Source organism: Rhizobium aouanii, assembly GCF_037002925.1.
Classification (GTDB): domain Bacteria; phylum Pseudomonadota; class Alphaproteobacteria; order Rhizobiales; family Rhizobiaceae; genus Rhizobium; species Rhizobium aouanii.
Genome location: NZ_JBAMYD010000017.1, coordinates 82042 through 100462 on the forward strand (window position 1 = coordinate 82042; position 18421 = coordinate 100462).

At 61.0% G+C, this 18421-nt stretch carries 22 protein-coding genes and 1 tRNA gene; 13 read left to right on the top strand and 10 right to left on the bottom strand.

What is annotated here, in order from left to right; all coding sequences use genetic code 11:
• Nucleotides 1-91: 91 nt before the first annotated feature.
• Together V8P77_RS26680 and V8P77_RS26685 are read left to right on the top strand one after the other, a co-directional pair.
• The gene (locus V8P77_RS26680) at nt 92-856 is read left to right on the top strand and encodes a DUF599 domain-containing protein (protein ID WP_335915024.1); all 765 of its coding nucleotides are present in this window, start codon (nt 92-94) and stop codon (nt 854-856) included.
• Entirely contained in the window at nt 856-1845 is a 990-nt protein-coding gene (locus V8P77_RS26685; protein WP_335915025.1) for a heparan-alpha-glucosaminide N-acetyltransferase, read from the top strand. The genes V8P77_RS26680 and V8P77_RS26685 overlap by 1 nt, the downstream gene beginning before the upstream one ends.
• Before the next feature lie 24 nt (nt 1846-1869).
• Here the strand turns inward: V8P77_RS26685 and V8P77_RS26690 are convergent, their stop codons facing one another.
• Both V8P77_RS26690 and mgtE read right to left on the bottom strand, forming a co-directional pair.
• Complete coding sequence (locus V8P77_RS26690; RefSeq protein WP_129422434.1) at nt 1870-2262, bottom strand: MerR family transcriptional regulator; 393 nt, start codon at nt 2260-2262, stop codon at nt 1870-1872.
• A gap of 64 nt (nt 2263-2326) precedes the next feature.
• The gene (mgtE, locus tag V8P77_RS26695) at nt 2327-3742 is read right to left on the bottom strand and encodes a magnesium transporter (protein WP_335915027.1); all 1416 of its coding nucleotides are present in this window, start codon (nt 3740-3742) and stop codon (nt 2327-2329) included.
• A gap of 244 nt (nt 3743-3986) precedes the next feature.
• Here mgtE and V8P77_RS26700 point away from each other — a divergent pair, with 244 nt between their 5' ends.
• The 3 genes from V8P77_RS26700 to V8P77_RS26710 all read left to right on the top strand — a co-directional run bounded on the left by V8P77_RS26700 (nt 3987) and on the right by V8P77_RS26710 (nt 5776).
• Entirely contained in the window at nt 3987-4481 is a 495-nt protein-coding gene (locus tag V8P77_RS26700; RefSeq protein WP_335915028.1) for a peptide deformylase, read from the top strand.
• Between the two features lie 96 nt (nt 4482-4577).
• The gene (locus tag V8P77_RS26705) at nt 4578-5096 is read left to right on the top strand and encodes a BON domain-containing protein (protein WP_132609323.1); all 519 of its coding nucleotides are present in this window, start codon (nt 4578-4580) and stop codon (nt 5094-5096) included.
• Nucleotides 5097-5410: 314 nt separating this feature from the next.
• Nucleotides 5411-5776 (top strand): hypothetical protein, encoded by a 366-nt coding sequence (locus V8P77_RS26710; RefSeq protein ID WP_025394680.1) that lies wholly within the window; start codon nt 5411-5413, stop codon nt 5774-5776.
• 93 nt (nt 5777-5869) lie between these two features.
• Here the strand turns inward: V8P77_RS26710 and lipB are convergent, their stop codons facing one another.
• Nucleotides 5870-6589, bottom strand: a complete 720-nt coding sequence (gene lipB, locus V8P77_RS26715; RefSeq protein WP_335915030.1) for a lipoyl(octanoyl) transferase LipB — start codon at nt 6587-6589, stop codon at nt 5870-5872.
• A 181-nt stretch (nt 6590-6770) separates the two neighbouring features.
• Here lipB and V8P77_RS26720 point away from each other — a divergent pair.
• The 8 genes from V8P77_RS26720 (at nt 6771) to sugE (ending at nt 12754) form a co-directional block, all read left to right on the top strand.
• A tRNA-Leu gene (locus tag V8P77_RS26720) sits at nt 6771-6855 on the top strand.
• 97 nt (nt 6856-6952) lie between these two features.
• Entirely contained in the window at nt 6953-7903 is a 951-nt protein-coding gene (locus tag V8P77_RS26725; protein ID WP_335915031.1) for a DMT family transporter, read from the top strand.
• 97 nt (nt 7904-8000) lie between these two features.
• Complete coding sequence (locus V8P77_RS26730) at nt 8001-8705, top strand: hypothetical protein (RefSeq protein WP_335915032.1); 705 nt, start codon at nt 8001-8003, stop codon at nt 8703-8705.
• 75 nt (nt 8706-8780) lie between these two features.
• Complete coding sequence (locus V8P77_RS26735) at nt 8781-10802, top strand: acetyl-CoA carboxylase biotin carboxylase subunit (protein ID WP_335915033.1); 2022 nt, start codon at nt 8781-8783, stop codon at nt 10800-10802.
• Nucleotides 10803-10967: 165 nt separating this feature from the next.
• Nucleotides 10968-11201 carry a hypothetical protein gene (locus V8P77_RS26740; RefSeq protein ID WP_197569382.1) on the top strand — a complete coding sequence of 78 codons (234 nt, stop codon included), beginning with the start codon at nt 10968-10970 and terminating at the stop codon, nt 11199-11201.
• A gap of 118 nt (nt 11202-11319) precedes the next feature.
• Nucleotides 11320-11793, top strand: a complete 474-nt coding sequence (locus tag V8P77_RS26745; RefSeq protein ID WP_077978240.1) for a GNAT family N-acetyltransferase — start codon at nt 11320-11322, stop codon at nt 11791-11793.
• 10 nt (nt 11794-11803) lie between these two features.
• The gene (locus V8P77_RS26750) at nt 11804-12271 is read left to right on the top strand and encodes a YaiI/YqxD family protein (protein WP_025394687.1); all 468 of its coding nucleotides are present in this window, start codon (nt 11804-11806) and stop codon (nt 12269-12271) included.
• 168 nt (nt 12272-12439) lie between these two features.
• On the top strand, nt 12440-12754 hold the full coding sequence (gene sugE, locus V8P77_RS26755; protein WP_025394688.1) for a quaternary ammonium compound efflux SMR transporter SugE: 315 nt from the start codon (nt 12440-12442) through the stop codon (nt 12752-12754).
• Nucleotides 12755-12796: 42 nt separating this feature from the next.
• Here the strand turns inward: sugE and V8P77_RS26760 are convergent, their stop codons facing one another.
• From V8P77_RS26760 to crcB, 7 genes are all read right to left on the bottom strand, one after another.
• On the bottom strand, nt 12797-13189 hold the full coding sequence (locus V8P77_RS26760) for a DoxX family protein (RefSeq protein WP_335915036.1): 393 nt from the start codon (nt 13187-13189) through the stop codon (nt 12797-12799).
• Between the two features lie 139 nt (nt 13190-13328).
• A complete protein-coding gene (locus tag V8P77_RS26765; protein ID WP_335915037.1) occupies nt 13329-14861 on the bottom strand; it encodes an acyl-CoA carboxylase subunit beta in 1533 nt (510 codons plus the stop codon).
• 50 nt (nt 14862-14911) lie between these two features.
• On the bottom strand, nt 14912-15370 hold the full coding sequence (locus V8P77_RS26770) for a calponin homology domain-containing protein (RefSeq protein ID WP_129422445.1): 459 nt from the start codon (nt 15368-15370) through the stop codon (nt 14912-14914).
• 67 nt (nt 15371-15437) lie between these two features.
• A complete protein-coding gene (locus V8P77_RS26775; RefSeq protein ID WP_335915038.1) occupies nt 15438-16223 on the bottom strand; it encodes an ATP12 family chaperone protein in 786 nt (261 codons plus the stop codon).
• A gap of 9 nt (nt 16224-16232) precedes the next feature.
• Nucleotides 16233-16886 carry an HAD-IA family hydrolase gene (locus V8P77_RS26780; RefSeq protein WP_335915039.1) on the bottom strand — a complete coding sequence of 218 codons (654 nt, stop codon included), beginning with the start codon at nt 16884-16886 and terminating at the stop codon, nt 16233-16235.
• Nucleotides 16883-17875, bottom strand: a complete 993-nt coding sequence (locus V8P77_RS26785) for an RluA family pseudouridine synthase (RefSeq protein WP_020050085.1) — start codon at nt 17873-17875, stop codon at nt 16883-16885. Before V8P77_RS26785 ends, V8P77_RS26780 begins: the two co-directional genes overlap by 4 nt.
• Before the next feature lie 94 nt (nt 17876-17969).
• On the bottom strand, nt 17970-18347 hold the full coding sequence (gene crcB / locus V8P77_RS26790; protein WP_003539962.1) for a fluoride efflux transporter CrcB: 378 nt from the start codon (nt 18345-18347) through the stop codon (nt 17970-17972).
• Nucleotides 18348-18421 lie beyond the last annotated feature (74 nt).

An 18421-nucleotide genomic window follows, 5' to 3' on the forward strand; every position in this document is an offset into this window, starting at 1 on the left:
ATGGCCAAAAGCCCGCGTAACGCGCCCAACTCGGCTGTGCGGCATAATCCGACTTGCGGCGTAGTAGCCGCGCTCATGCGGAGGCTCACTGATGACGACGGCGGATTATATTGCTCTGGCCTTCTTTGCTTGTGTCTGGATGGGCTATTCCCGGCTGCTGCACGGCCGCACCTTCTTCGGACGCACCAGCCTGACCCATGCGATGACCGAACGGCGTCGGGAGTGGATCTATAATTCGCTGCGCCGCGACCTGAAGATGATCGACACGCAGATCATGGCCGGCCTGCAGAACGGCACCGCTTTCTTTGCCTCGACCTCGATCTTCGCGATCGGCAGCTGTTTCGCTTTGCTCGGCGCGACTGAGAAGGTCGACGCCGTCTTCGCCGACCTGCCCTTCGTCTTCCACGGCGGCCATGCCGTGTTCGAGATGAAGGTCGGCGGGCTGGCAGCGCTTTTCGGCTACGCCTTCTTCAAATTCGGCTGGTCCTACCGGCTGTTCAACTACTGCACCATCCTCTTCGGCTCGATCCCGATGATGCGCGACACCGAGCGCGACGTCATCGCCGCCGAGCGGGCCGCCGAACGCGTCATCCGCATGAACGTCATTGCCGGCAGCAATTTCAACGAGGGCCTCAGGGCGATCTTCCTGTCGATCGGCTATCTCGGCTGGTTCATCAACCCCTATGTCTTCATGTTGACGACGGCGATCGTCATCGTCGTGCTCACACGCCGGCAATTCTTCTCGCAAGCGCGACTGGCGATCATGGATACCGGCCCGCCATCAAATCTCCACCTTTCTGCTATTCGCCGCGATATGCCGTCGAGCGGCGGAAATGATTTGTCCGAGGGACTTTGATGACATTGCCGGCAAGTAAAACCGATGCGGCCGCAAGACCGCCGCGCATCGGTCTATTGGATACGGCGCGCGGCGTCGCGCTGATCGCGATGGCGACGTACCATTTCAGCTGGGACATGGAGTTCATGGGCTATCTCGCGCCGGGCACGGCCGAAACCGGCTGGCTGAAGATCTATGCCCGGGCGATCGCCACGACCTTTCTCTTCATCGTCGGCATCAGCCTGGTGCTGTCGAGCAGGCCTGAGATTCGCTGGCCGTCCTTCTGGAAGCGCTTCGGCATGATCGCCGCGGCTGCCGCGGTGATCTCGATCGCCACGCGCATCGCGATGCCGAACGAGTGGATCTATTTCGGCATCCTGCATTGTATCGCGGTGCTCACGCTCATCGGCGTCGTTTTCTTGAGACTGCCGCTCGCCTTCACGCTCATCGCCACGCTCGCGCTCTTTGCCGCCTGGATCACCGATAATTTCGGGCCACCCGGCCTGCTTCGCTCATCCTTCTTCGATCCGCGATATCTCGCCTGGATCGGCCTTGCCGTGGCGCCGGAACGATCCAACGACTATGTGCCGCTGTTTCCCTGGGCGACACCCTTCTTCGCTGGATTGAGTATCGCCTCGATCGCTATCAGAACCAGGCTGCTGCACCGGCTTGCCGCCGTCGGCACCGGCTCCTGGTGGCCGGCAAGGCTCGGCCGCCACAGCCTTGCCTTCTATCTCATCCACCAGCCGGTGTTGATCGGCATCGCCTATGGGATTTCCCTCGTCATCCCGCCGCAAGCCCCGGATCCGGTCGCAACTTACCTAAGGCAATGCAACGCCTCTTGCGTCATGCAGCAAGGCGAAGCGCTCTGCCACAGCTTCTGCCAGTGCACGCTGGGGAAATTGCAGGCGCAAGCCCTGTTCACGCCGCTGCAGGAGGGCGCGATCGATATACAGAACGACGAGCGGGTCCAGACGATCGCCGCCGAATGCAGCGCCGAGGCGCAATAAAGGCCGGCAACCATTAGCCGCTTTTCAGGTGTTGACGCCGATTTCGGCGAGGCGGCCGAGGCAAGTCTCTTCGATAGAGTCGAGTTCCGCCAGCGTGTCGTCGATATCCTTGCGCTTCTGGCGCAGGTCGTCGCGCTTCTCGTCGACGCGCTTCATCAGGAGTTTCAGCTGGCCGAGTTCGCCCGGCGGCTCCTTGTAAACCTGGATGATCTCGCGAATCTCCGCGATGGTGAAGCCGATGCGCCGGCCGCGCAGGATTTCCCCGATCAGCCGCCGGTCGGCTTGCCGGAACAGACGCGTGCGCCCGCGCCGCTCCGGATGGATCAGTCCCTCGTCCTCGTAGAAGCGCAGCGTGCGCGTCGAGACCCCGAATTCGCGCGTCAGTTCCGTTATGCTATAATATTTGTTCACCGGCATGTGTTCCCCGTCGTCGGACAGACGATAATATTGACTTTTACGTAATAGTCAATTTTTGGGCGGTTCAGATGCCGAACCACCATGTGGCGATACCAAGAAAGGCGAAGAAGCCGGTGCAGTCCGTCACCGTCGTGACGAAGACGGAAGAGGCGATCGCCGGGTCAGCCCCCATCTTGTCGAGCAGCAGCGGCAGCAGGATGCCGGCAAGGGCTGCCGCCATCAGGTTGATGACCATCGCCGCCGCAATCACCCCGCCGAGCTGGTAGTCGTGGAACCAGGTCCCGGCGATCGCGCCCATGATCGTCGCGAAGACGATGCCGTTGAGGATGCCGACGCCCGCCTCCCTGCGGATGATGCGGCCGGCATTATAGATGTCGAGATCGCGGGTGGCGAGCGCGCGCACCGTCACCGTCATCGTCTGCGTGCCGGCATTGCCGCCCATCGAGGCGACGATCGGCATCAGCACCGCAAGCGCGATCATCTTCTCGATCGAGGCGTCGAACAGGCCGATAACGCTGGCCGATAGCATCGCCGTGCCGAGGTTGATCAAAAGCCACAGGAAACGCGACCGCGCCGTCGAAAGCACATTGTCCGACAGCTCTTCGTCGCCGACGCCGCCGAGGCGCTTGATGTCCTCGTCCGCCTCCTCGTGGATGACGTCGACGACGTCGTCGATGGTCAGTACCCCGACCAGCCGGCCGTTTTCGTCGACGACGGCGGCCGAGAGAAGGTCGTACTGCTCGAAGAGCTGGGCCGCCTCCTCCTGGTCCATCTCGGCCGGAACCGGATGGTTGGTCTCGCGCATGATCTGCTCGATCTTGGTCTGCCGCTTGGTGCGCAGGATCTGGTCCAGATCGACGGCGCCGAGCAGCTTGAAGGTGGGATCGATGACGAAGATCTGCGAGAAGGAATAGGGCAGATCCTCTTCGTCGCGCATGTAGTCGATCGTCTGGCCGACCGTCCAGAATGGCGGCACGGCGACGAATTCCGTCTGCATGCGGCGCCCGGCCGAGCTTTCGGGATAGTCGAGCGCCCGGCGCAGCCGCACCCGCTCGGTGAACGGCAGCTGCGCGAGAATTTCTTCGCGGTCCTCCTTGTCGAGGTCTTCGAGAATGTAGACGGCATCGTCCGAATCGAGCTCGCCGATCGCGGCGGCGATCTGCGCGTTCGGCATCTGGTCGACGATTTCGCGGCGGATCGCCTCGTCGACCTCGGTCAGCGCCGTCATGTCGAAATCGTCGCCGAGCAGGCGCACCAGCGCCAGGCGCTGATCCGGCTGGATCGATTCCAGCAGGTCGCCTATTTCGGATTCATGCAGGCGGGCAACGTTCTGGCGCAGGAACAGCGTGTCGCGGTCGGCGATCGCAGCACCGACGAGCGCCAGGAAATCGCCGCGGACATTGCCGTCCTCGTCGTAGATATCGGCTTCCTCGTCATCGGGACGCCTGCGAATGCGGTCTTCGCCATCGGTCGTCGTCATCTGCCGCCCTCGCATCTGGTTCGAATTTCAACGACTGCCGCGCCGCATTCGAAAAATGTCGGCCGAAAACACATTGTCAACAAGCGGATAAGCAAATCCCGCGCGAGGCTCCCGCAACCGGAATTCTTGGCCCCTGCTAGCCCAAAGCATCCGTGTCGTAAAGCGGCAAACCGTGGTTCGTGATGACAATGCACGCGGCCGGCGATAGTTTTCCTCACCCGTCCAAGCAGAGGAAGCCTGCCCCATGCCCATCCGTCCGATCCTGCGTTATCCGCATCCGGGCCTGAAGACTGTCTGCGCGCCGGTGACGGTCTTTGATTCCTCGCTCACAGCGCTTGCCGAGGACCTGCTGGCGACGATGCGCGCAGCCCCCGGTGTCGGCATCACCGCCGCCCATATTGGCGTCTTCAGCCGTGTCACGGTGCTGGAACTCGACAAGGCCGACGGCGTGCGCCTTTACGTCAATCCTCATATCACCTGGTTTTCGAAGGAGACGATGAACCATACCGAGGGCAGCGTCTCGATGCCCGGCGCGACAGACGAGGTCACCCGCCCGCGGGCGATCCGCTTCCGCTATCAGGATACCGAGGGCGCCGTGCACGAGGACGGTGCCGAAGATTTCCTCGCCATCTGCATCCAGCACGAAGTCGACCAGCTTGAAGGCATTTTCTGGCTGCAGCGCCTCTCGCGGCTGAAGCGCGACCGTCTCGTGAAGAAATGGGAGAAGGCCCAGGGCTAACAATGGCAGCTGACAATCACAGCTGACAAATTGCCGTCCACACCGAACCATTCGCCGCTGCCGGCGTTTCCAGCAAAGAAACAAGGAGCAAATGCAATGGCAAGGATCGGTGACAAGACCCAGTTTTCCCGGGAAAAGCCTGAGCTTTCCCGGGAAGAAGATTACCGCGACCTCGAAGAGCGCAATCTCGACGACGGCTGGCCCTATGCCGATGGCAGCGGCGCCGGAACCGGCGGTCCGGACAATCGTCCTTACGGCGAAACCGCCGCCAATTTCGACAGCGATCCCAACAAGGGCTTCCGGATAGATGGCACGGATGAAGACGGAAACGAGAATCGCCTGAAGGATTCGCTGCGCGCCGATACGATCGACCGCGATGAAAGCGACGATCTCGAAGCGCGGGTGAACGACAATCTCGAAAACATTCCCGAGGTCGATATCGACAGCGTCGAGGTTCATGCTGACGGTCACGTTGTTACCCTGGAAGGCTCGGTGGAAACGATCGGCATCGCCCGCAAGGTCGAACTCGGCGCGCTTTCGGTCGACGGCGTCCATCATGTCCGCAACAAGCTGCAGCTGACCGGTGTCGACGCGCATATCCCGAATGAGGACTAACCATTAGCGCAGTGCAGATCATCAACGGGAGGCTGCCGCCTTCCTTTGATGATCGTTCTCAACATTACCAAAAGTTAACAATTTAAGATTGTAGCAACACTGTCTTATTCATGAGACCAATTGCCGATTTCTGTTAGGCGGCTTCCGTCACGAGAATGTCAATTCCGTTGACAACACAGTGATTTCATTAGGACAAATGGTCGCGGCTGCGCCGCCATGTTATCACAAAATTGCCTGAATTGGGGCGCGAACTCGGATGTGCCGAGGGTTAGTTTATGTTGTGGAATTCAACAGCAGATTGAGGAGATAGACCCATGCGCATCAAATTTGCCCTTGCCGCGTCCCTGTTCGCCGTCAGCCTTGCAGGCGCTGCCTTCGCCCAGCCGACCTATTCCAGCGACTACACCAACGACAGCGATGGTTTCGCGCCGAGCCCGATGGCAAAGCCGGCCCCAGTCCACTATAGCAGCCATAAGGCGCCAGCCTATTCCAGCGACTACACCAATGACAGTGACGGCTTCGCCCCAAGCGCCATGGCGACTCCTGTCGTCGACAAGACCGCAACGGCCGGTATCAACCGCCTGCCCCCATGCCACAGCATGATTGGCCCGAAAGGCTCCCACACCAAGGGTGCAGACAGCGGCGCCTCCCGCACCGAAGCATGCCGCGCGACGCATTGATCCAATAAAGGTTGGTATCCGATAAAAGAGAGGGCCGGAAATCGGCCCTCTCTTTTTCAATCCATCTCTACGCCGGCGAATGTTCCCTAAACGTCAGATTTCGCCCGTCGTTTCGCCGAAAACCGTCTCGAAGGCGGTGCGCAGCCGCATATCGACATCAGCCATCATCACAGGCAAGCCAAGATCGACGAGGCTGGTCACGCCATAGGCCGAAATCCCGCAGGGCACGATGCCGCCGAAATGATCGAGATCGGGATCGACGTTGAGCGACAGCCCGTGGAAGGTCACCCATTTCCGCAGTCTTATGCCGAGGGCGGCGATCTTGTCCTCGGCCATCGTCCCATCGGCCAGCAATGGCTTTTCCGGCCGGCGCACCCAGACGCCGACGCGATCTTCACGTCGCTCGCCGCGCACATTCATCATGTCGAGCGTACGAATGACGACATCTTCGAGGGCGGCGACGAAGGCGCGCACGTCCTGACGTCGCCTCTTCAGATCGAGCATGACGTAAGCGACGCGCTGGCCGGGTCCATGATAGGTGTATTCACCGCCACGCCCGGTCGCAAAGACTGGAAACCGGTTCGGCTGGACGAGGTCCCTCGCATTGGCGCTGGTGCCGGCAGTATAGAGAGGCGGATGTTCGACGAGCCAGACGAGTTCATCACCGCCATCGGCGATGATCGCCACCTCGCGCTCCATCGTCTCCACCGCTTCCTCATAGGGTACGAGGCCATCGGCAATGCGCCAGCGTACCGGCGGGGTCCCGAGTTGGGGAAGCATGGAGAATTCGAGATCGGTGCGAAGCATGGCCATTCCTTGCCGCTCTCCCCGAAATGCCTGAAAAAAGGGGCGGCAGCACAGCTATATGGACCCGTTTCGAGGCCAATTCAAATGCTGTGAGCGGTTTTCAAAAAAACTGTCATATCGCCCTTGTGCACCCCAGATGCTTTTGCTACATGCTGCCCCGCCGACGCAAATCGGCACCTACCACGATGCGGTCGTGGCGGAATTGGTAGACGCGCAGCGTTGAGGTCGCTGTGGGGCAACCCGTGGAAGTTCGAGTCTTCTCGACCGCACCATTTCCCTTCAGGGAAACGCTCTCTAAGCGACGATTTCGTTTTCACTTCGAAGCCATTTGCGATTGCTCAGCTTGAATGCCCGGCCTTCTCATGGTTGATGGCGTCATCCTCGCAAGAATCAGCAGCCATGTCAGAGCCCCATCAAAATTCCCTGCAGGGCATGGCCATCATGTCCGGCGCCATGTTCATCCTGCCGACCATGGATGCGATCGCCAAATACATGGCGACCTTCGAGGCGATGTCGCCGGGTCAGGTGACCTTCTACCGATTCTTCTTCCAGATCGCGTGCACCCTGCCGATTCTTTTCGCCCTGTTCGGGCTGAAGGCACTCTCGGCCAAACGGCCGTGGATGAACCTGCTGCGCGGGGCGCTGCATGGTGGTGCGAGCCTGCTGTTCTTCGTCGCCGTCAAATACATGCCGCTTGCCGATGTCTTCGCCATCTATTTCGTCGAGCCCTTCATGCTGACCGCTCTGTCGGCGCTGTTTCTCGGTGACAAAGTCGGCTGGCGGCGTTGGACGGCGATCGTCGTCGGTTTCGGCGGCGCGATGATCGTCATTCAGCCGAGCTACGAAATCTTCGGCGTGAAGGCGCTGCTGCCGGTCGCCTGTGCCTTTCTGTTCTCGCTCTATCTCTTCCTCAATCGCGCCATCGGCGAGGCCGATTCGCCGCTGACCATGCAGACGATGGCCGGCATCGGCGGAACGGTCTTCATGGCGGCCGCTCTTTTCCTCGGCAACAGGTCCGGCAATGCCGATTTTGCTGTCTCCCTGCCCTCCTCCAGCCTCGGCCTTATTCTGCTTCTCGCCCTTGGCTCGATCTCGGGATATGCGCATATGCTCGTGGTCCGGGCTTTCCGCCTCGCGCCGCTGTCGCTGCTTGCGCCGTTCCAGTACTTCGAGATCATCTCGGCGACCGTTCTCGGCTATGCGCTTTTCAACGATTTCCCGAGCTTTTCCAAATGGATCGGCATCTTCATCATCGTTGCGTCAGGCCTCTTCATCATCTGGCGTGAGCGGCTGCAGGCGCAATCGTTAAAATCTTCCTGACACGGGGAATATCGGGTTAACTCCGCTTCTTGAGGGATCGTCAATTCGCAGGCGGTAAAACCGTTTCCGGCTTCATGATGAAGCCTGGAGTTAAAACATGAGCGAATTTCGTCTCGCTTTTCCGGCCTGTGTCGTGGCCGGCAAGCATCGGCTGACGGCCGAAGATATAGTACTGCTGCGCAAACATAGTTTTCCGGAGGGTATCCGGACATCCGACGATGTCGTGGCGATGTTGGCGCTCAACAATTCCTGCCCTGAAAAATGTGCCGACTGGAACGCTTTCTTCGTGGAGCAGCTCGCCGGTTTCATCGTCCATTACACCTATCCGCAGGGCTCGCTGGATGAAATCAACGTCGCCTGGATCATGCGCATGTTCACGACCGATGGTGTCGTCAACTCGGCGCTCGAGCTCGAACTCATTCTCCACGTCATCGAGATTTCGGCCGATGTCCCAGTCGAGTTGAGAGCGCTCGCCCTTGATCAGCTTCGCCTGGCGATCACCGACAATATCGGTGGCTACAAGCTGTCGCGCGCCATCGACCGCCGGGGCATCACCCGCCAGGACGTCGACTATGCGATGCGCATCTTCAGAAGCGTCGCAGAAGGCGGCGTCATCCCCGTCTCGTCGGTCGAATACGGCGTTCTCCAGCAGATCGAGCAGGCAACGCTGCGCGGCGCCAATCATCCGCAATGGGCGGGGATCATGGCTGCCATCGAGCTGCGCGACTATGCCGAGCCGCGGCGCAGCCGCTGGCTGCGCATCGTCGATGAGGAACCCGTCGCAGAAGCTGCCGTCGCCTGACGCTCCGTAAGCCTGATTGTGCGTTCCGGTGTTTTGTGCATAAAACTCCGGGATGCATTTCTGGGTGGAGTCTCGATGTTCAAGAAAATCCTGATCGCGAATCGCGGCGAAATCGCCTGCCGCGTGATCAAGACTGCGCGCCGCATCGGTATTTTGACCGTCGCGGTCTATTCGGATGCGGATCGGGACGCGCTGCATGTCGAGATGGCCGACGAGGCCGTTCATATCGGCCCGGCCGCGGCGTCGGAGAGTTATCTGGTTGCCGAAAAGATCATTGCCGCCTGCAAGGCAACCGGCGCCGAGGCGGTGCATCCCGGCTACGGCTTCCTGTCCGAACGCGCCTCCTTCTGCGCTGAATTGGAAAAGCAGGGCATCGTCTTCATCGGCCCGAAGCCGAAAGCCATCATGGCGATGGGCGACAAGATCGAATCGAAGAAATTCGCCAATGCCGCCGGTGTCTCCACCGTGCCCGGCCATCTCGGCATCATCGAGGATGCCGCCCATGCGGAAGTAATATCAGGCGGGATCGGTTATCCCGTCATGATCAAGGCCTCGGCCGGTGGCGGCGGCAAGGGCATGCGTATTGCCTGGAACGAGGCGGAAGTGCGCGACGGCTTCGAGCGCGCCCGCTCGGAGGCGAAAAGCTCGTTCGGCGACGACCGCGTCTTTATCGAGAAGTTCGTCGTCGAGCCGCGCCATATCGAGATCCAGGTCCTGGCCGACGCGCATGGCAACGTCGTCTATCTCGGCGAGCGCGAATGCTCGATCCAGCGGCGGAACCAGAAGGTGGCGGAAGAGGCGCCCTCGCCCTTCCTCGACGAAGCGACCCGCAAGGCGATGGGCGAACAATCGGTGGCGCTGGCGAGAGCCGTCGATTACCAGAGCGCCGGCACCGTCGAATTCATCGTCGACCGGGACCGCAAATTCTATTTCCTCGAAATGAACACCCGCCTGCAGGTCGAGCATCCCGTGACCGAACTCGTCACCGGCATCGATCTCGTCGAGCAGATGATCCGTGTCGCAGCGGGAGAGCCCCTTCCCTTTGCTCAAGGAGATATCAGGCTTGACGGCTGGGCGGTCGAGAGCCGGCTCTATGCCGAGGATCCCTATCGCAACTTCCTGCCCTCGATCGGCCGCCTGACGCGCTACCGGCCGCCGGCGGAAGGCAGGACCGGCAATGTCGTCGTCCGCAACGACACCGGCGTCTTCGAAGGCGCGGAGATCTCGATGTATTACGATCCGATGATCGCCAAGCTCTGCACCTGGGCGCCGACGCGGCTGGAAGCGATCGAGGCCATGGGGCAAGCGCTCGACGGCTTCGTCGTCGATGGTATCGAGCACAATGTTCCTTTCCTGTCGGCGCTGATGAAACATCCGCGCTGGCGCGAGGGCCGGCTTTCCACAGGCTTCATCGCCGAGGAATATCCCGATGGCTTTGCGCCGATGAAACCGGACCCGGCGCAAGAAGCCGTGCTTGCCGGCATCGCGCTTTCCGCCTCGCTGATCGAGACGAACCGCCGCGAACGTTTCGCCGATCGTCTGCGCGCCGCAGCGGGCGCGCTGCGCGAGGATTGGGTGGTCAAGATCGGCGACAATCACGTCGCGGCAAGATTGCTCGACGGCCTCGTCACCATCCCCTTCGATATGGATATCGCGATCGATGGGGCGACAGAGGGCGAGAGCCGGAATGTTGTCACCGATTGGAGACCGGGCGACCATGTCTGGAACGGCAAGGTCGGCGGTCGCGACGTCACCGCGCAGATCCGCCCCGTTCTGAACGGCTTGCGTATCGACTGGCAGGGACTTTCAGTGACGGCCAAGGTCTTTTCGCCGCGTCATGCCGAGCTCGACAGGCTGATGCCGGTGAAGCTGCCGCCCGATACGTCCAAGCTCCTGCTCTGCCCAATGCCCGGCCTCGTCGTCGCCATCGCGGTGGCCGAGGGCCAGGAGGTCAAGGCCGGTGAGACGCTTGCGATCGTTGAAGCGATGAAGATGGAAAACGTGCTGCGCGCGGACCGCGATCTCGTCGTCTCGAAGATTAATGCCGCAGCCGGCGAAAGCCTGGCCGTCGATGCCGTGATCATGGAATTCGCCTGAGGCTGATGGCGGACTTCGAGCTGATGCAAATTCGGACCTCTGCTCGCAGCGTAAAACTCGTTTTGAATGCGTATGGATTTGCTAAAGAACTGGAAATTGAAACTGCGATACGGGAAGCTGAAAACGGCTTTCCGCCATTTCACCGTAATCGCAGACGGAGAGGTCATGATCTCCAACCCGGATTTCGACACCACGGCGGGCTCGGCAGCCTTCTTTTCGATACAGGCTTGGGCGAGCGACAATGACGAGGCTATCGACATGGTCGTGACGATTGGTCGGAATGTGGGATTTAATGCGTCCGGGCGAATCTATGTTTACTCGACCGAGCCGCAGCAGCCTCCGCCAGACGCTCCTCATGCGTACGGTTTGAACTTTCACCAGTACGTTCGCGAAGGTTAGGCGGATTCCCGAAATGGGAGCAGCTATTTCCTCGCTTGAAGTCATCGGTCCCGTCGTACATATACGGAAAACCTAGACCTCAGCATTCCGGCGAGGCATCTAAGCGTGGTTTCTATTCATGGCTTCGACGACTTACACGACCGATCTCAAGGGTTTCGATGAGTTTTCCGCGCGGGAACTCTATGATGTCCTGAGAATGCGCGTCGACGTTTTCATCGTCGAGCAGAACTGCCCGTATCCCGAACTCGACGGCAAGGATATCGATGCGCTGCATCTGCGGCTGCTGGAGGGTAGCGAACTGCTGGCCTCGGCGCGGATTCTGAAACCGCATGAACCGCGGGATGCGTCGAAGATAGGCCGCGTGGTCGTCTCCCCTGCCCATCGCGGCAAGCGTCTGGGCGACGCGCTGATGAGCGAAGCGATCGCCGCTTGCGAGCGGCTTTATCCGGAAAACCCGATCGCCTTGTCGGCGCAGGCTCATCTGCGCCGCTTCTATGAATCCTTCGGCTTTATCGGGACATCGCAGGAATATCTGGAAGACGGCATCCCTCATATCGATATGGTCCGCCAGCCGGCCACTCAGCCGGCATGAGGATATTGCCATGATCTATGTTGACGCCGATGCCTGCCCGGTAAAGCCGGAAGTCCTAAAGGTGGCCGAACGTCACGGCCTCGAAGTCACCTTCGTTGCCAATTCCGGCCTGCGCCCCTCGCGCGATCCGATGATCCACAATGTCATCGTCTCCAACGCCTTCGACGCTGCCGACAACTGGATCGCCGAACGCGCCGGCGCGGGCGATGTCGTCGTCACCGCCGATGTGCCACTTGCCGTGCGCTGTGTCGCGACCGGCGCCTTCGTCAGCGGCCCCACGGGGCGCGTCTTCGACGAGACCAATATCGGCATGGCGAGCGCCATGCGCGATCTCGGCGCGCACCTGCGCGAAACCGGCGAGAGCAAGGGCTACAACGCCGCCTTCAGCCCGAAGGACCGCTCACGCTTCCTCGAAACCTTCGATCGCCTCTGCCGTCGCGCCAAGAGCCTTGCCGCGGAGGCTGGCGGGCAAAATTGATGTGGCTCGCACAGGCTCGCAAGAAACGGGTGGCATGGCAGGCATGCCGATTCCAACCTTGAAGTCGGCCGTTTCCTCACGCATATAGGCACTATCGCAGACGACTGCGGCATCCTCCGGGATGCAACTGTCGCGGGGACGGCCTCGCTCTTGAACAAGGAGAGTCGCATGGCCTGGTTTCTGCTTTTTCTCGCCGGTCTTTTTGAATGTGGCTGGGCGATCGGCCTTAAATATACCGAAGGCTTCACACGGCCGATACCGACGGCGCTGACCGTCATATCGATGGTGATCAGCATCGTGCTGCTCGGCCTGGCGGTGAAGCATCTGCCGATCGGCACCGCCTATGCGGTCTGGACCGGCATCGGCACGGTCGGCACCGTCTTTCTCGGCATCTGGCTGCTTGGCGATGAGGCAAGTGTCTCCCGCCTTGCCTGCATCACGCTGATCGTCGCCGGCATCGCCGGCCTCAAGCTTACCGCCTGATATGAGATCGAGGGGCGCCGCTGACGCCCCTCGGCTTATAGTTCAAACCGTCTTGCGGGTATCGACGGCAAAAGCGCCGGGACCGGAAAAGACCAGATACAGGAAGACGAAGCAGAACAGGATCGCGGCATCGCCCTGGTTGACGGCCGGGAAGAAGCTGCTCGGGGCATGCGCCATGAAATAGGCGACGGCCATTTCACCGGCCAGCAGGAAGGCGACAGGGCGCGTCAGCAGGCCGACAAGAATGAGGATGCCGCCGATCAGCTCAAGAAGGGCGGCGAACAGCATCAGCGGCGACAGCGCGCCGGACATCTGCGAAGCCGGGAAACCGAAAAGCTTCATCGTCCCGTGTTCGATGAACAGCAGTGCGGTGATGATCCTGAGAGTAGCCAGCCCATAGGGCTGATAGACGGAAAGACGGTCGAAAATCGACATTAAAACCCCTCGTTAACAAGAAACAACCGAGCGTTAGCCTGTCCTCGGCAAGGATTGAACACACGGATCGCTGACATTCGGTCACTTTTTCGATAGCAGGTAAACGTTTGACCGGACAGTTTTATTCACCAGCCAGCCGTCAAAGCGGAATGTTGTCGTGTTTCTTCCACGGATTGGCGAGATCCTTGTTGCGCAGCATCTTCAAACCGCGCGCCAGCCGCCGCCGGGTCGAATGCGGCATGATCACCTCGTCGATATAACCGCGCTCGGCGGCGACGAAGGGCGAGAGGAACCGGTCCTCATACATCTTGGTATGAGCGGCGATCTTCTCCGGATCGGCAATATCCTTGCGGAAGATGATCTCGACGGCGCCCCTGGCGCCCATCACGGCGATCTGCGCCGTCGGCCAGGCATAGTTGAGGTCGCCGCGCAGGTGTTTCGACGCCATCACGTCATAGGCGCCGCCGAAGGCCTTGCGGGTGATGACGGTAAGCTTCGGCACCGTCGCCTCGGCATAGGCGAAGAGCAGCTTGGCGCCGTGCTTGATGAGGCCGCCATATTCCTGCGCCGTACCCGGCAGGAAGCCCGGCACGTCGACGAAAGTGACGATCGGAATATTGAAGCAGTCGCAGAAGCGGACGAAACGGGCCGCCTTGCGCGAGGCGTCGCTGTCGAGAACGCCGGCCAGCACCATCGGCTGGTTGGCGACAAAACCGACGGTCGAGCCTTCGACGCGGCCGAAGCCGCAGACGATGTTTTTGGCAAAGCTCGCCTGGATCTCGAAGAAATCCCCCTCGTCCGCCACCTTCCGGATCAGTTCCTTGATGTCGTAAGGTTTGTTGGAACTCGCCGGCACCAGCGTATCGAGCGAGGCATCGATATCTGTCACCGACTGGTAACATTCGATCTCCGGTAGCGGCGCCGTGTTCGAAAGCGGCAGGAAATCGATCAGCCGGCGCACCTGCAGCAGCGTTTCGACATCATTCTCATAGGCGCCGTCGGCAATCGACGAGCGCACCGTATGCACCACGGCGCCGCCGAGTTCTTCTGCCGTCACCGTCTCGTTGGTGACGGTTTTCACCACGTCCGGCCCGGTGACGAACATGTAGGAAGTATCCCGCACCATGAAGATGAAATCGGTCATCGCAGGCGAATAGACGTCGCCGCCGGCGCAGGGACCCATGATCACCGAGATCTGCGGAATTACGCCGGAGGCGAGCACATTGCGCTGGAACACCTCGGCATAACCGCCGAGAGCCGCCACGCCCTCCTGGATACGGGCGCCGCCTGCATCATAGATACCGACGATCGGCGCGCGGTTCTTCAGCGCCATGTCCTGCACCTTCATGATCTTCTCGGCATGCGCTTCAGACAGCGAGCCGCCGAAGACGGTGAAGTCCTTGGCGAAGACGAACACGGTGCGGCCATTGACCGTGCCCCAGCCGGTGACGACGCCGTCGCCGGCAATACGGCTCTTGTCCATGCCGAAATCGGTGGAGCGGTGTTCGACGAACATGTCGAACTCCTCGAACGAGCCTTCGTCAAGGAAGAGATCGATGCGCTCGCGCGCCGTCAGCTTGCCGCGCTTGTGCTGGGCGGCGACGCGCGCCTCGCCGCCGCCGAGGCGGGCGACGTCGCGGCGCCGTTCCAGTTCTTCGAGAATTTCCTTCATGCGATCTCCCTCGCCGCTGCGGGCGGCAATCCGGCGGTTAGGGCGTCGCGCTATTGAGCGCGCCCGCTGAGTGAGAAAACCGAGCGTATCCTTGCCGCGGCGTCCTCGGCCAGGATCTCGTCGGCAAGCTTGGGATCGGCAGCGATGCTGGTGACGTCGAAGGCGCTAACGGCGATGACCGAGCCGTCCTCGACCGAGGCCGCGTCGATGCTGATCTTGGCGACGTTGCGGTCCTTCTGGAAGCCGAGGCCCTTCTGGACGGAAACCACGCGGATCGTCAGCACCACCCGCGGCAGCACGGTGTCGCGCACGGTGGCGTTGATCGCCGCGTTGACGCGGTCGTTGATGCCGGAAAGCAGCTCGGCCGGCATGTTCGGACCGGAGAGAACGACGGCGCTGCGCACATCATAGACCGGCGCCGCCGGCTTGGTGGCCGAGAGGCTGCCGCAGGCCGTGAGCGCGACACAGACGAGTGTCGCCCGGCAAAAACACGACCTCAGCCAATTCATTGCAAAATCCCGCACCACCCCGTTGGAGTCGCAGACTTCGTCATAATGCATTGGAAGGCAATATGTTTCAGGCGCTTAGGGCGAAAAAAACATCGGCTGCGGCTTTGAACTCGGCAAAGCGCTTGGCCCGCCGCTCCTCGGCTTCCTCGTCGCTGCCCCAATGCTCGATCGTCCAATCCTCGTCGAGATGGGCAAGCGACCAGGCCTCCTCCACCGTCACCCGGCCCTCGGCAAAGGCGAGCGCCAGGATTGCCGAGCCGGTCAGCGTGGTGACTGTGTGGAGGGCGGCAAGCGCCATCGGGCTATCATATCTCGCGAGTGTGACGGCGAAGGCGGCAATGGCCTCGCGCGGCTGCTCATGAGGCATCACTCCTTCGACGAGGATGAAGCGGGCGCCGAGATCGGTCGCCGCCCAGTCGATCACCGGATCCCAGCGTTCGGCCTGGCGTTCGACCAGCAGTTCCGGCTCCTCGGCGCGGTAGCAGATGAGGTCGCTGGATGAAAAGCGCAATATATCCTCGAAGATCGCCTGCGCGTTGGCGGCAACGCCGTCGAGTGCGGTGTTGACCAGCCGGGTCACCGGCATGCTCACGGGATTGATCTCATCGCCCTGCGCCTGCCATTCGGCGGCGACAAGCTGTGCGAGGGCCTCAGTTGGCACGGCCAGAACTTGGCGCGCCGGCGTGCGCACCATCTTGCCGTCGAGCGTGATCGCAAAACCGCCCTCGTGCTCGGCTATGGAGACATCGGTATAGAAACGCTTCGGCAGCGGCTTCTTCATCTGGATCTGCGCGCGGCGGATGGGATCGGGATGGCTCAGGCCTTCGGAAAGGTCGTTCAGCAGATCGCGCATGGGCTCACCTCAGGAAAAATGACGCAATATCTCGTTCGGATGGTAGGCGATCGCATCAGCGCCGTTGGCGATCAGCTCATCCACGCTGGCATAGCCCCATGCAACGCCGATCGCCTTGGCGCCGGCAGCCTTGGCCATCTGCATATCGTAAACCGCATCGCCGATGACAATGGTGTCAGTGGCATTCATGCCGGTTTCATCGCAGCATTCCGTCACCATGGCCGGATGCGGCTTGGAGGGGCAATCGTCGGCGGTGCGCGCGACGATGAAATGCTTGTCGAAACCATGCGTCTCCATCACCAGATTGAGTCCGCGCCTGGATTTCCCCGTCACCGCGCCGATCAGCAGGTCTTCTCGCCCAGTCAGTAGATCGATCATTTCGCGGATGCCGGGAAACAGCGGTTCCTTGTAATCGAGATCCTGACGCACGATCGAGAACAGCGATTTGTAATGCGCTGTCATGTCGATGTCTTGCTGCTCGACATGCGGCCTGCCCTGCATGCGGGCGATCGCGATATCGAGGGACAGGCCGATAATGGCCTTGGTGTCTTCAAACCGCGGTTCCGGCCTGCCGAACTTGTCGAAGGTCCTGCGCATGGTTTCGTGGATCAGCGCAGCACTGTCGACCAGCGTGCCGTCGCAATCGAAAAGGGCAAGTTTCATTCGCTGTCCCTTTCAGCGCCGGCAAGGTCGAGACCGAGAAGGTTCCAGGTCTGCACCATATGCGCCGGCAGCGGCGCGCTGACACGCAGGCGGCCACCGGAGGGGTGCGGAATGTCGATGTGACGCGCGTGCAGATGCAGCTTCTTCTGGACGCCACCTGGAAAATCCCAATTCGGATCGTCGTCGAAATATTTCGGATCGCCGATGATCGGATGGCCGATATGCAGGGCATGGACGCGCAACTGGTGGGTACGGCCGGTATAGGGCTCCATCTCCAGCCATGCGAGGTTCTGTGCCGCCGTCTCCAGCACGCGGTAGAAGGAAATCGCATGATCGGCGCCGTCCTCGCCGTGCTTGGCGATGCGCATGCGGTCACCATCGATCGTGGGCTCCTTGACGAGCCAGGTCGAGATCTTGTCCTCGTGCTTGCGCGGCACACCCTTGACAAGCGCCCAGTAGGTCTTCTTGGTGTCGCGTTCGCGGAACGCCGCGGTCAGCTTCTGCGCTGCACCACGGGTGCGGGCGATGACGAGAACGCCCGAAGTGTCGCGGTCGAGGCGATGGACGAGCCGCGGCTTCTCGCCCTTCGGGCTGGTCCAGGCTTCGAGCATCTGGTCGATATGCCTGGCCACACCCGAGCCACCCTGTACCGCAAGACCAGGGGGTTTGTTGAGCACGATTACCTTTTCGTCCTCGTGCAGCACCATGCGGGACAAGAGTTGGAAATCCGTCGAATGTTTGAGATCCTTGCCAGCGATCGGTCCGGATTTCAGCTTGGCATCGACATCCATCGGCGGCACGCGCACCGTCTGGCCGGGCTGCACGCGCGCATCCGATTTGACACGTCCACCGTCGACGCGCACCTGGCCGGAGCGCAAGAGCTTCTGCAGCGGACCGAAGCCGAGCCCGGGAAAGTGCACCTTGAACCAGCGATCGAGCCGCATGCCGGCTTCGTCGGGTTCAACCTTGATATGTTCTATGCCAGCCATAAAAAATCTTTCGGAAATTGCAGCGCAGGCCGAGCCGGCGTTCTTGCCGCAGCCTTTAGAGCATTTTCATGCAAAACGGAAACCGGAAAAGAAATCAGGCCAAAGCGCGCATGACGGCAAGCCCGGCGATGACGGCCGCCATCGAAAGCCCGACGCTCGCAGCGATATAAATACCACCGGCGACGGCCTCGCCGCGCTCGAATAGCGAGATGGCATCCAGCGAGAAGGCCGAGAAGGTGGTGAAGCCGCCGAGGAAGCCGGTGATCAGCAGGAGGCGCAGCTCCACCGAGGCGTTGAACTTCCGCGCGATCAGCTCGGCGAAGACGCCGATGACGAAGCAGCCGACGACATTGACGGCGAGCGTGCCCCAGGGAAATGCCGGACCCATGAGTCTCAGCGCCCACTGGCCGACATAATATCTGAGAAGAGAACCGATGGCGCCGCCGACGGCGACGAGAAGAGCCTGGATCATCGGCCGGATTTATCGCAACTCTGCAGCGATTCCAATCGGGAAGGAATGAATTCTTACCATCCGGTAAAATGCCG

What these genes read in the sequence shown, in the direction of transcription:
- V8P77_RS26750 (WP_025394687.1), top strand. Translation starts at nt 11,804, where the DNA reads ATGATCTATGTTGACGCCGATGCCTGCCCGGTAAAGCCGGAAGTCCTA.
- V8P77_RS26735 (WP_335915033.1), top strand. Translation starts at nt 8,781, where the DNA reads ATGTTCAAGAAAATCCTGATCGCGAATCGCGGCGAAATCGCCTGCCGC.
- sugE (WP_025394688.1), top strand. Translation starts at nt 12,440, where the DNA reads ATGGCCTGGTTTCTGCTTTTTCTCGCCGGTCTTTTTGAATGTGGCTGG.
- V8P77_RS26680 (WP_335915024.1), top strand. Translation starts at nt 92, where the DNA reads ATGACGACGGCGGATTATATTGCTCTGGCCTTCTTTGCTTGTGTCTGG.
- V8P77_RS26740 (WP_197569382.1), top strand. Translation starts at nt 10,968, where the DNA reads ATGATCTCCAACCCGGATTTCGACACCACGGCGGGCTCGGCAGCCTTC.
- V8P77_RS26745 (WP_077978240.1), top strand. Translation starts at nt 11,320, where the DNA reads ATGGCTTCGACGACTTACACGACCGATCTCAAGGGTTTCGATGAGTTT.
- V8P77_RS26685 (WP_335915025.1), top strand. Translation starts at nt 856, where the DNA reads ATGACATTGCCGGCAAGTAAAACCGATGCGGCCGCAAGACCGCCGCGC.
- crcB (WP_003539962.1), bottom strand. Translation starts at nt 18,347, where the DNA reads ATGATCCAGGCTCTTCTCGTCGCCGTCGGCGGCGCCATCGGTTCTCTT.
- V8P77_RS26725 (WP_335915031.1), top strand. Translation starts at nt 6,953, where the DNA reads ATGGCGTCATCCTCGCAAGAATCAGCAGCCATGTCAGAGCCCCATCAA.
- V8P77_RS26760 (WP_335915036.1), bottom strand. Translation starts at nt 13,189, where the DNA reads ATGTCGATTTTCGACCGTCTTTCCGTCTATCAGCCCTATGGGCTGGCT.
- V8P77_RS26710 (WP_025394680.1), top strand. Translation starts at nt 5,411, where the DNA reads ATGCGCATCAAATTTGCCCTTGCCGCGTCCCTGTTCGCCGTCAGCCTT.
- V8P77_RS26770 (WP_129422445.1), bottom strand. Translation starts at nt 15,370, where the DNA reads ATGAATTGGCTGAGGTCGTGTTTTTGCCGGGCGACACTCGTCTGTGTC.
- V8P77_RS26780 (WP_335915039.1), bottom strand. Translation starts at nt 16,886, where the DNA reads ATGAAACTTGCCCTTTTCGATTGCGACGGCACGCTGGTCGACAGTGCT.
- V8P77_RS26785 (WP_020050085.1), bottom strand. Translation starts at nt 17,875, where the DNA reads ATGGCTGGCATAGAACATATCAAGGTTGAACCCGACGAAGCCGGCATG.
- lipB (WP_335915030.1), bottom strand. Translation starts at nt 6,589, where the DNA reads ATGGCCATGCTTCGCACCGATCTCGAATTCTCCATGCTTCCCCAACTC.
- V8P77_RS26775 (WP_335915038.1), bottom strand. Translation starts at nt 16,223, where the DNA reads ATGCGCGATCTGCTGAACGACCTTTCCGAAGGCCTGAGCCATCCCGAT.
- V8P77_RS26690 (WP_129422434.1), bottom strand. Translation starts at nt 2,262, where the DNA reads ATGCCGGTGAACAAATATTATAGCATAACGGAACTGACGCGCGAATTC.
- mgtE (WP_335915027.1), bottom strand. Translation starts at nt 3,742, where the DNA reads ATGACGACGACCGATGGCGAAGACCGCATTCGCAGGCGTCCCGATGAC.
- V8P77_RS26765 (WP_335915037.1), bottom strand. Translation starts at nt 14,861, where the DNA reads ATGAAGGAAATTCTCGAAGAACTGGAACGGCGCCGCGACGTCGCCCGC.
- V8P77_RS26700 (WP_335915028.1), top strand. Translation starts at nt 3,987, where the DNA reads ATGCCCATCCGTCCGATCCTGCGTTATCCGCATCCGGGCCTGAAGACT.
- V8P77_RS26730 (WP_335915032.1), top strand. Translation starts at nt 8,001, where the DNA reads ATGAGCGAATTTCGTCTCGCTTTTCCGGCCTGTGTCGTGGCCGGCAAG.
- V8P77_RS26705 (WP_132609323.1), top strand. Translation starts at nt 4,578, where the DNA reads ATGGCAAGGATCGGTGACAAGACCCAGTTTTCCCGGGAAAAGCCTGAG.